General features: G+C 54.5%; 7 protein-coding genes. 2 read left to right on the forward strand and 5 right to left on the reverse strand.

Annotated features, from left to right (window positions below; all coding sequences use genetic code 11):
• Window positions 1–5 precede the first annotated feature (5 nt).
• Window positions 6–608 (reverse strand): hypothetical protein, encoded by a 603-nt coding sequence (locus Enr10x_RS18240; RefSeq protein ID WP_145450934.1) that lies wholly within the window; start codon window positions 606–608, stop codon window positions 6–8.
• A 399-nt stretch (window positions 609–1,007) separates the two neighbouring features.
• Between Enr10x_RS18240 and Enr10x_RS30540 the strand changes: the two genes are divergently transcribed.
• Window positions 1,008–1,673, forward strand: coding sequence for an EF-hand domain-containing protein (locus Enr10x_RS30540; protein ID WP_145450935.1), 666 nt, complete (start codon window positions 1,008–1,010; stop codon window positions 1,671–1,673).
• A 346-nt stretch (window positions 1,674–2,019) separates the two neighbouring features.
• Window positions 2,020–5,301, forward strand: a complete 3,282-nt coding sequence (locus tag Enr10x_RS18250) for a DUF6797 domain-containing protein (RefSeq protein WP_145450936.1) — start codon at window positions 2,020–2,022, stop codon at window positions 5,299–5,301.
• A 45-nt stretch (window positions 5,302–5,346) separates the two neighbouring features.
• Here the strand turns inward: Enr10x_RS18250 and Enr10x_RS18255 are convergent, their stop codons facing one another.
• From Enr10x_RS18255 to Enr10x_RS18270, 4 genes are all read right to left on the reverse strand, one after another.
• Entirely contained in the window at window positions 5,347–7,464 is a 2,118-nt protein-coding gene (locus Enr10x_RS18255) for a PhnD/SsuA/transferrin family substrate-binding protein (RefSeq protein WP_145450937.1), read from the reverse strand.
• 77 nt (window positions 7,465–7,541) lie between these two features.
• Complete coding sequence (locus Enr10x_RS18260; protein ID WP_145450938.1) at window positions 7,542–8,888, reverse strand: hypothetical protein; 1,347 nt, start codon at window positions 8,886–8,888, stop codon at window positions 7,542–7,544.
• 522 nt (window positions 8,889–9,410) lie between these two features.
• Window positions 9,411–10,277, reverse strand: coding sequence for a metallophosphoesterase (locus Enr10x_RS18265; RefSeq protein ID WP_145450939.1), 867 nt, complete (start codon window positions 10,275–10,277; stop codon window positions 9,411–9,413).
• A 117-nt stretch (window positions 10,278–10,394) separates the two neighbouring features.
• A complete protein-coding gene (locus Enr10x_RS18270; protein ID WP_145450940.1) occupies window positions 10,395–12,032 on the reverse strand; it encodes an FAD-dependent monooxygenase in 1,638 nt (545 codons plus the stop codon).
• Window positions 12,033–12,083: the final 51 nt, after the last annotated feature.

Consider the following 12,083-nt stretch of genomic DNA (forward strand, 5'->3'; position numbering starts at 1 on the left):
CTTGCTCAACCCTGATCCCAGCGTTCAATGACAAAACAGTCGTTGATCTGTTCGATCCGAGACTGAATCCGGAGAATCCGCTCATGGGAGAAGCCGAGCGTGAGCATGTTGAACGCAGATTCCGGACTGGGATTGTGAAAATATTCATCTGCGGTGCGGCGGGGGATCATCGTATCCAGTGGAAAGTCACTCGACCTGACAAATGAGAGAATACAACAGATCAACTGATCGTCGTTGAGTGCGACAGTCTCATGCGGGGAGCGTGTTTCAGATCGATATTCGAGCAGACAGTTCCAGACCACGTGCTGCACCTGCGTCTTCGGATCAAACAGATCGACCAGATAAGCGGGCAGGAATTTCAGAAACCCCTCATACGACATCGACAGTGGTGCATCCTGCTGTCGGGTGATGAAAGCGTGGTCCAGCTGCTCCCAGGTTTTGTGAGCAAAATCGCGGATAATCGCATCACTCTCGGCTCCTGCTGTCTGGACCAGTTGAGTCCCATCGATTTCCGTTAGATACTGATCCGGGGGAAAGGCTTCGTGGATGAGTCGGATCACAGTCCGATCGTAATCCTGTCGCCAGTCCTGATTCTGTAAAAGCATCATATTCCTGATCCTTTATATGACCAGCGTCCTGAGGGGCATCAAAGACAATCCCTTTGTCTGAATGCCATACTCTATATCTACCTCTATTTATCCCTTGCTGAGGAAATGCTTGCAATCCCAGTTTTTTTTCAAAATGCCGGTAGTGATCAGGAGGCGTTCCCCGTTGAAGAGTAAAGACGGGGCATTACGCTCATGCCCTGCAAAAAAGCATTTCATAACCTTTTATATAATTGAAACTTAAACAACAGAACATTTTCTGTTCTGTTTGATCCTCCAACTGGTTCTGCCAAAGAGTCCCAAAGAAAGCCTGTGCAGGGCACTGATTAAAAATCGTACGACAGTATCGGGCCAGCTGTTTTTATATTTGACACTTGTAGTCCGATAAGGGGGAACCTGCTTATGCGTAAAATCAGTACTTTGCTCACAATGTTCGCGCTGCTGCTGTTTGTCAGCGACGCCTTTGCCCAGCGGGGCGGGGGAGGTCGTGGACCACGCGGCGGTGGCGGTGGTGGTGGCGGGATGCAGATGATGGGTCAGGGAGGCGGAGGAGGCCAGTGCCAGGGAGGCGGCGGTGGCGGCGGCGGTAACAGTTCGATGATGCAGATGATGATGCGTGGCAATGCCATGACGAACCAGACTACGACCGACACGGTCGACATGGTCACCCAGATGATGATGTCGATGGACCGGAACAGAGACGGAGTGATTTCCGCAAACGAAGTTCCTGCGCCGCTGCAGAACCGTTTGAATGGTGCTGATGCAAATGGTGACGGCGTCCTCAGTCGACTGGAACAGATGGCGATCATCGACCGGACAAAAATTCTGAGCGGTCGAACCAATGCGACGGGAATTGGCCTGAATGAGCAAATCTTTCAGCAGCTCGATCGCAACCGCGACCAGACCATCAGTCGCAATGAAGTCCCCCGTTCGTTACAGCGTCTGTTCCGTACGCTGGATACGAATCAGGATGGTTCACTGGATTCAGAAGAGCAGGCTGCTGTTCTGGCGAAAGTGAAAGACCGATTGAACCCAGGAACTCAACGCAAGAAGGAACCTGCCTTGTAGAAATATCACAGCTGAAACAGCGAATGTGCCGGGAATCAATTTGAGACATATGGTGTGCTCCTTGGGGGCGACTGCAGCTTCGAGTTCCGAGATCGAAGACTGTAGCCTGCTTTGCCAGTCGCAGAATGGTTCCTGGCACTCTTTTTTTGCCTGGCTTTCTTTTTCTATGACCTGCTCCCCTGCCCAGGCTGTACTTCACTGCAGTCCCTTTCGCAGCTGTCTGACTGCGGAATTCTCTTTCTCAGCCGGTTCTATTCTGGATTGTTCCCGGCGGCTCATTTAAGATAGAGTCGTACCAATTTGCTCTCCCACCAGAACTGAACACCAGCCTGAAGAAAGCGACTCCATGAAAGCTGTTGTGCGCCCGTTAATGCTGATCTGCCTGCTGAGCATTGCTGTTCCCTCCCCAGGCTTCGCCCGGGAAACGACGAGTCTCCTGGAGCAACAGCTTCAGCAGGCGCCTTTGGATCGACTGGTGCAGGAAGCCCATCGGCGGGGTAACCCGAAACGTGGCGCCCTGATCTATTACAAATCGGTGGCCGCCTGCATCAAGTGCCATGACAGCGGTGACCAAGCCACTCCCCTGGGACCGGATCTGACCAAAGTCGACAAGAGTGCCAGCGATGAATATCTGATCGAATCGATCCTGTTCCCTTCCCGTAAAATCAAAAAAGGTTATGAGACGGTCAACCTGATCACGGTGGAGGGGAAGCTGATTTCCGGCCTGATCGCTGAAGATCGGGACGAGGCACTGGTACTGCGTGACGCCGCCAATCTGGGACAGGAGGTGATTATTCCCAAACGCGACATTGAGGAAAGAACCACTGCCGGCAAGTCGATGATGCCGACCGGCCTGGTGGGGACACTGAATGACCAGGCGGAGTTTTACGATCTGGTCAGCTATGTGTTTGAAATCGCTCGAGGAGGCGCACCCCGTGCTGCTGAGTTAAAGCCCTCAGCGGAAGAACTGATTGTCAAAGACGACACGCAGAACCTGGATCACGCGGGGATACTGCGGCGAATGAATCAGCGGGATTTCGCCGAGGGGGAACGCATCTATCACGGTCTGTGTAAAAACTGTCATGGTGTGGACGGCAATACGCCTTCCCTGCCGACCGCGCGGGCCTTTGGAAAACAGCCCCTCAAATTCGGTGCTGATCCCTACCGGATGTTTCTTACGCTCTCCAAGGGGAACGGCCTGATGGGACCGATGCAGCATCTGAGCCCCAAAGAACGCTACCAGGTCGTGCATTACATCCGCGAAAAATTCATGAAGCCGGGCAACCCCGCTTACCTACCTGTCACACAGGCTTATCTCAAGGAATTGCCTCCGGGAACGGGCTCGGGCGAATTCGATCTGGATATCGAGCGTGACTTTGGACCGGCGCTGGCTTCGCAGCTCTCCCGGATTACTACCAGTGCTCTGACCGTCAAACTGAATGAGCAGACCACGATTTCCTATGACCTGCATACGCTGAACCAGGCAGGACTCTGGCAGGGCGGGTTTCTCGATTTGAGTGAAACCCAGCACATCCGGGGCCGCGGCGAAGGTGTTCCCGAACCGAAAGGAAAGAAACTATCAGGCCTGGCCGGCTGGCAGTGGGGTCACGGGGGAACGCTCGATTATCCACGTGAAAACCTGCGTCCGCGGGGTCCGCTGCCGGACAAGTGGCTGCACTACCACGGTCAATATGTGCACGGGAAACAGCTGGTGCTCTCTTATGCCATCGATGGCCGCGAAATCCAGGAACTCCCCCAGGCGATTCCAGGACAGACAGCGGTGCGACATCGACTGCGCATTGGGCCGGGAAAAGCACTCGTCCTGGCCACGGCGGCTCCTGAATACCAAAACGCCAATTTCACTGACGTACTCGTTCCCGGAAAGGAACGACCTCAAGAACGCACGGGAGCCGCATCGGGAGCACTGGTGGTCTGTGGTAAGTCGGCGGGTCAGCAACTCGGTCCGTTTACAGCTTCCGCGGTCGTGGGCGATACAGCCGGCCTGAGCTGGGAGCTTGACGGGAAACAACGTCTCGTCTTATCGATCCCCGCGGATCAGAAATCGCGACTGATCGACATTGTCTGTTTTGCCGGGAAGGGGAACTCTGATCTGACAGCAGCACAGACACTCATCCAGAAAGAAGCGGAGCAGAAACCGATCGATCCCCGATCCCTGACACACGGCGGCAAAGCGAACTGGCCCGGCGTCTTATCGACCGTGGGATATCCGGGTCTGGAATCCGGGGCCTATGCACTGGATACGATCACGATTCCGGACCAGACGCCCTGGAACACCTGGTTTCGAACTTCGGCACTTGATTTCTTTCCCGACGGGCGGATGGTCGTTTCCACACATGGGGGCGATATCTGGATCGTTTCCGGTCTCGATAAAGACCTGTTGAACGTGAAATGGAAACGCTTTGCGGGTGGACTCTACGAACCCTTCGGCATCAAGGTGGTGAACGGTCTGATTTATGTCACCTGTAAAGATCGACTGACGCGGCTGCACGATCTGAACCAGGATGGCGAAGCCGATTTCTATGAAAGCTTTTCCGCAGATACCGATGTCTCGCGGTTCTTCCATTCGTTCAATTTCGATCTGCATACCGATTCGCAGGGGAACTTTTATTACACGAAGTGCGGGCAGTATACGAGCTATGCCCTGCCGGGCGCGGTGATCAAGGTCTCTCCCGATGGTAAACAGTGGGAAATTTACTGCACGGGCTTCCGTACTCCTAACGGCATGGGAATGCTGCCCGACGACCGGATGACAGTGAGCGACAACCAGGGCAACTGGATGCCCGCTTCGAAAATCAGCCTGGTGAAACCGGGCGGCTTTTACGGCTATGTGCAGACACATGCTGGTGGCAAGAACTGGGCTCCCGATGGGGGGCGGATTGACCATCGGAAGGTAGTCCCTCCGAAAACGTTTGATCCACCGATCATCTGGATGCCGCAGGATTATGACAATTCTTCGGGGGGACAGTTGTGGGTCGATGATCCCCGCTGGGGACCGCTGTCAGGTCGCCTGCTGCATACCAGCTTTGGGAAGGGTTGGCTGTACTACCTGATGCTGCAGGATTTCGACGACGTGAGCCAGGCCGCGATCATCAAACTGCCTTTCAATTTCAGTACCGGAATTCATCGGGCGCGGGTCAACCCGGCAGACGGGCAGGTCTATGCAGTCGGTCTGGACGGCTGGAACGGCGGCGGACGCCGGGGACTGCGCGATAAGGGTGTTCAACGGCTGCGTTATACCGGTAAACCATTATCGATGGTGACGGACTGCCAGGTGGAAGCGGACGGTCTGCAGATCGATTTCAACTTTCCGCTCGATCCTGAGAGTGCCCGCGATCTGAAATCGTATGTCGCGGAACAATGGAATTACCACTGGCGACCGGAATACGGTTCGGACATGTATTCCCCCTCCACCGACCGACCGGGAAAAGAGAAACTCAAGATCACCCGCGTTCTGCTCGCCGAGAATGGTCAAAGTGTGAAACTCGTCGTGCCCTCGATCCAACCGGTGAACCAGGTGCATTTGCAGTTGAACCTCAAATCAGAGGCTGGAGAGCCGTTCCAGGAAGAGATTTACTGGACGATTAACAGGGTTCCTGAATCGAATTAAGTGCCTTGCCAGCACTGGGTGTTATGAGCAGAGAGACTCAATCTGTTAACGTGCTGCCAAATCGACGCAGATCAGCTCGCTTTCGCCGCGGAGGTAGAGGCGGTTACCCACGAGGGCGCAGTGGGAGAAGATGTTTTCGTTGCCCGGATCAGGAAAGAGATCCAGCCGTGAGTTCACTTTGAACTGTTGCGGATTGCCGTCCACCAGGACCAGTCGGCCCCCCTTGCCGATCACGAGAATCCGCCGGGAGTCGGAAACGATTGCCGCATAATCGCCGAACGCTTTATCTGTGGCGTTCCAGGCCGTTTTCAATCCGTCTTTCCAGTTCAGACAATACATGTCGTACCAGACACAATAAATCTGATCGCCGATTCGGACCGATGAACTCATGTCAGGATTCAGATCTTCATTGAGGGCCACCGGCGTGGGAACGATCATGCCATCAGATTGGAAATCATAGAGACGGGTTCCGTTATTTTCTGTTGAGATCAGCAGTTGTCCGTTGAGCGCCAGGGGTGTGGGTACATTAAAGTCCCCGGTATATTTGGGAACGACCGTCCATAACCGCTGACCGGTTTTGACGTCCCAGCCTCCCAGAGAAACGGCATCGTGGCCTACGATCTGTAGGCGGCCGCCGAATTTCCCCGCGATGAAGGAGCCATAAGCGGCTTCCGGTCCCGGGGTCTGCCATAGCGTTTTGCCGGTCTGTGGGTCAAGAGCGACCACCGAAGCGGTTTTGGCTCCCGGATTGACAATCAAGCGGTGATCGACAATCAAGGGTGAGGAACAGGCGCCCCAGGTGGGCCTGGGATTCACGCCGAAATCGCGATAGATATTTTTTTTCCAGACCATATTTCCCGTGGCGATTTCCACACAGTGCAGATCGCCGAATGCGCCGAGCAGAATGACCAGGTCGCCATAGATCAAGGGGGTGGTCCGGGGCGAGGTGCCGTAATCCAGTTCCCCCGGGGCCAGATATTCCAGCACCCACTGCACTTTTCCATCGCTGGCGGAGAGACAGCGAAAGATATCAGTCTGGTTGTCCAGTCCGCGGTCTCCAAAGATCACCCGATCTTTGGTGGCAGCGATTCCCCCCAGACCGGAATAGGCCAGTTTAAAATCCCAGACCCGTTTGGCAGTCGCGGGCAATGACGCTGGCAGTTGCGCGACAGTGCCATTCCGGAGCGGGCCCCGCCAGCCGGGCCAGCCGGGCCAGACTGACGTGGACTGCTCTGTCTGCGGATCAGCTATTTTTTTTTTCGTGGTCTCCTTGCCGGGCTGTGCCCCTGGTGTTTCCTGTTCGAAGAGAACAAATCCCAGCAATGATTCCAACGACTCACAGAGTTCGGGGTGTGTGACCACATTCATGAGTGCAGCAGTGATCTGCTTCTGTTCTGCAGCATTCACGTTTCCGCCCGTAAAAGCTGAGATGAAGGGAACCGGCTTTGTTTCCGCAACGACACGCAGATCCCCTTTTTTGATGGTGCCACACCCCTGCAGGAGCGGTTTGGCATAGCTGGAGATGACGGCCGCGGCGCGCACGTCTTTGTCAAATTCCAGAATTTTGCAGGCCCCATCACTGCAGGCCTGGCTGATGTCCAGCTTTTGGGGGATCTGGACATGGGCATTTTTCAGAATCGACATGGCTGCCTGATGCTTCTCTGCACACTCAGACGGCCCGAAGAAGATGCGGTAGCCCTGCAGGTCTTTGGCTGTTTGAGCAGGATCCCCGGCAGGGACGACAATCAGTCCGGTCTGGGTCGTCTCCCCTTTCAGATCAGAGAGTCGGGCGACCGGGTGCACTTTCAGTTTCAGCGCGTCTGCATCAGCGAGAATGACGGATTCTTTCCCGATGATCAGGCAGGCCTGGTCATTCCCGTTTTTGGGCAGTACCTTGGCCAGTGCTTCTGAGAATTTAACCTCGACTTTTCGTCCCAGTTGCGTTTCCAGGTATTCCCCCAGCTTTTCATATTTGCGCTGAGCATAGCCTTTCACACAGGGACACGAAAGGGGCGCTGCCAGAGGATCCATGACAATCAATGTCAGGGATTGCGGGCTGTCTTTCTGATCTGCTGACTTTTCTTTGGACCAGGCAGGTAAGGCACTGAAAGCCAGACAACACATCAGGCAGCACAGGGAATACGAGATCTGTTTCAAAGTCACTATTCGCTCCTCATTCAGACAAGTAACAAGCGGGAACCGATACCAAAAGAGAGATGCTCAGTATGTGCCGTTCCGCTTCAGCTTTTTTTCTGAGAGGTCTCCGTCGTGGCTGTCGGTTTGCGGGCCATGACGATGATGTGATTGCGGGTGAGATCCATCATGTAGACTCGATCCCCATCGGGTGAGACCATGATCGACACATTTTTGCAACCGGGAACCAGTTTGACTTTGCCGACAAAGCCGAGGTATTTTCCGTCGGTGGAATAGCGTTTGATGTACCCCAGGTTTGATTCCGCAGTATAGACTTCCCCTTCTTTCCCGACAGCGACATTCATCGGATTACAACAGCTGCCGAAGCCTTCCACGCCATTACGATCACGTTTCCCCCAATGCTTGAGCAGTTTGCCGGTGCGGTCATAATGATTGACCCGGTGCCGGGAGTTTTCCGCGACGAAGATGCCGTCTTCACAACACTGGACGTCCATCTGGCCACAACAACCGCGGAGTCCTGTGACGACCACACTCGGATTGCTGAAATCTTTATCCATCCGCCAGACATCGTATCCGTAGCCTTTGATGGCGGAGCAGGCGATGAAAATTTCTTTTTCGTTGGCAGACAGGGAGGAGACACGCATTTTTCGTTTGGACATCGCTGCCACCTGCGCATCAATCTGGGCGTCGGTCGGCTCTTTTTGCTTTTCCTCCGCCTTGGCCATCAGTTTGTATTGTTTGAGGATCCGCTCGTAAGAGACAATCCGTTTCTGGTCCTGTTCGGTCAGCTTTTTATCTTTGTCTTTGAGCTGTTTGATCATGTTTTCCAGACGGGGAATCATGCTGGAAACCGCGCTGGACCGGGACTTCATCTGCTGAACGACCTGCTCGCGGAGTTTCGCATTACTGGCTTTAACCGCTTTGGCATGCGGGGCTTCTTTAGTGACAAGAATTTTGCCATGGCTGTCCAGCTTGAGTAGTTTACCGCTGCCGGCGACGTAAATAGATCCGTCTTCATCGACATTGATGGCCTCCGGTCCAATGGGAACTTTCCAGGTCTCCAGTAATTTTCCATCCGGATCAAAGACGCGGATTTCTCCAGGACCACTGCCACAAGCGGCCAGCAATTGCCCCTCCCTGTCGAGACAGAATGAATTGATCCGCATGCCGGGCAGCAGTTTGCTGCCGACTTCAATGACAGCGATCTGTTCGTGAGTTCCCTCGGGAACTTTAACCGCTTCGGTCTTTTTTTTGAGTCCCTCGATCAGAGGTGATGAGATTGCAGGTTGCTCCAGGGGGGTCACATTGGGCTTTGATTCCCGAATTTGAAGTTTGGGATCAGTAGAGTGAACTGAGGTGATCACAACCAGGGTAAAACCACAACCCAGAACGGCTGACCGCCACATCCAGAGAGAAGAATGAGTACCGTGCATCGCTGTCCTCCGATAGCGAAAGAGAATTGTTTCAGAGGCCGTCTTGCCATGTCCTGTTGCACGGCCCCACTTCAATACTGCTATTCAAAAGCGGTATTTTGCTATGTATGAATTCGTCTGCGACTCTTCGATCTTGAAATAACGGGACTGAATCTGTCCCGGATCAGAAAAATATATGTGAGAGAGAAAACTCCCCGATGATTTGACGGGCAACACAAATTATACATGCGTATAATATGACGATATTTGCGATAGTCAAACACTCTTCATCTCTTTTTCTGAAACTGTTAACTGCAATTCACAGGAACAGTTTCAGAGTAATGACTTAGAATATATGTGAATTCTATTATCTGAGAAAATTCTGCAATCTCAGCTCTTCTTAGACAGAATTCACGGCGTGCGATATTCAAGTTTCTGCAGAGAATGTCAAATTATCTTGAGAAATCTGCGATGCGGGATGTTCGCGTCGAGTTTTGCCGGGCAGTGTCGCGTATAAAACTTCTGCCGATATCCCCGCGACCGTTATTTAGCCGGCTTCCCGTTCCGCCGGTCAAACTGAAACGGATTGGTTTTGTCCGGAGTTACGGTCACCTTAAGGGGCGGAGCGATCCCCCCCTGGTCGACCTGCACACGCAAGATATTTTTGGTTTCATAAGGTCGATCATAAATCCAGACGTGTCCATCGCCGTGGATGTAGAGGATCGGCTTCTGGAACTTCAGGGCATCTTGGGTGAAGGGCTCGAAAAAGTCGTCGTGGTTTTTGGCCGGCTTCGCGTGCCCGAAGAGAACCAGACTGTTAACTTCCTGACCAAAGCGGCGCAGATTGTGTCGAACCCATGCCAGGTCATCTGCGTGGCGCTGTTTCCATTCAGCAGCATCCTGCACGCGACCGCCGACGAGGTTTAAGCCGATGAACAACACGTTCCCTTTCACAAACGAAAAGTTTTCTTCCCGTTCAAGCTGCCGGAAAACCGGCAGAGTGTGCTGCCAGCGACGATCGAACCGCATGAAGTACTTTTCCCATAACTGCCAGGCCTGTTCCGGATTGCTGCAGTCGTTCCACTCATTGTCACCGGGAATGATAAACACCGGCTGCTTTGATTCCCTGAGCATGCCAAACACTTTTTTGTAGACAGCCTCGTCGCAGGGAGTTTTGCCGGTCTTGATATCGCCGAGATGCACGACAAACGCGGCATCGTCGGGAATCTCTGCAATCTGCTGTGGCAGCTGTATATCTTCGACCGGCTTGTAGGGAACATCTCCCATTACATAGAAGGTGACCGGCCCCGCGGCCTGGTCATCGGGTTCCGGTTGCAGATCCTGTCCCAGGACGGGCGAACCGATCATTAACAGCAGCAGGATTCCCAGAAAAGGTATCTTAGATGACATTGGAGGTCTTCCTCAGTGGGGAGCGAATGAAAGTTGACGAGAGTTCCAAAGTAGCGTACCGCAGCCGAAAAGTCACCTCTGGCGCTTTGACAAAAAGCCTGCATTATTACGAGTGAATCATTTCTTTAACAAATCATAATATGCGGACACCTGATTGAGATCAGGGGGTTCGCTGCGGAGTGCGATATGGCCATCGGGGCGGACCAGGAACAGCGTGGGATCGATGACGCCCAGTTTGGCGTGCACGCTGCCTGTTTCATCGATCAACCAGCTGACCTGGGCAGAGGGAGTCTGTTCGAGTCTTTCCGGCGGTGTTGTGGAAATGAGATAGCAGGTATCGCCGGGTTGCAGAACGGATTCGATCTCAGCGATATTCGGTGCATCTGTTTCCTCCGTGGCCAGCCAGAGGAGCAGATGACCGGTCGTGCGCATGAGTTCAAACAGCGTGAGTGTCGCGCCGGTCTGAGGATTGAACAGCGGGCCGGCTTCCGGCAGACAGTCACCCGGTCGAGGACCGAGCCAGTTCTGTTGCGCGGTTGTCCCGTCGGCATGAAAGCCGCGGACCAGAGGGCTGTCGCGGTAGTGAAATGCGATCTCGGTTTCCGCCTGGGCTGCCTGCTGTTGTCCCCGGGCGGAGAGCAGCATGGCACACAAGGCGCGTTTGACCCGTTCGACGGCTGCTGGTTCGTCGGGGATGGTGCGTAACTCTTCGGCGACGTCACCCGAGGCACCGACCGCATCGGCAATCGGGCGGCGTTCGAGTTCGTAACTGTCCAGCAGACCGTCGCCGGCGTCTTCCTGGACGACGTGCGCCAGTTTCCAGCCCAGGTTGAAGGCGTCCTGGATGCCGGTATTCATGCCATGTCCCTCAATGGGGCTGCAGGCGTGCGCGGCATCTCCCGCGAGGAGCACCCGGCCGGAACGATAATGAGCACTCAACTGGCGAAAGGTGTGATAGAGCATTGGCTGATCCGGATCCTGCAGACAGGTTCCCGGGGAGATAGAAGCCAACCCTGTATTGATATGTTCCAGCAGATTTTCCGGATCGGTTTCGTCGTAAACCCGGAAGTAAATCCGCCAGCGTTCGGCAGGCAGGGGAACCGGATTGAGGGCGGGGGCTTCGATCTGAATGGCGGCACGGTCCGGTTCGTGCTGCCAGCCGGGCAGATAGCCATCGACCACACCCCAGCGGGCCGGGTATTGATGACCGGTGACCTGGATGCCGATCGCTTCACGGACCCGGCTGTGAATGCCATCGGTGCCAACCAGCCAGTCGGCCGAAACGGTTGTTTCCACGCCCGCGGCAGATTTGAGAGAAGCGGTGACTCCCGCAGCGGTATGGTTGAGTCCCTCCAGCGACCAGCCCCGGGAGACCTGGCTGCCCAGGCTTTCCAGACGGGCGGTGAGGATTTCTTCGGTTTCATTCTCAGAGAGGTTCAAGTCGTAAGGGTGCCGACATTCGAGACTGTCAAAGCTGGTCTGTGCGACGACCTTGCCGAGGGCGAAGATATTGAAGCCCCGCATGATGTGGCCACGTGCGAGAAATGCGTCGATCGTGCCCATGGTCTCGAAACATTCCAGCGAGCGGCTGTGAATCACGGTGGCCCGGTCGAAGGGGAGCGGTTCAGGATTGCGGTCGATGAGCAGGCAGTCGATGTTCCGCCGCACCAGCTCGATGGCCAGTGAGAGTCCGGTGGGACCAGCTCCGACGATGAGAACCGGCGTGTGCACTGGTAATGTCTGCGGTTGATTCAAATTCTGTTCCTCTGCTTACGTTGGTTTGATCTTTACAAGACCTGATTCCAT

The organism is Gimesia panareensis (assembly GCF_007748155.1).
Lineage (GTDB): Bacteria > Planctomycetota > Planctomycetia > Planctomycetales > Planctomycetaceae > Gimesia > Gimesia panareensis.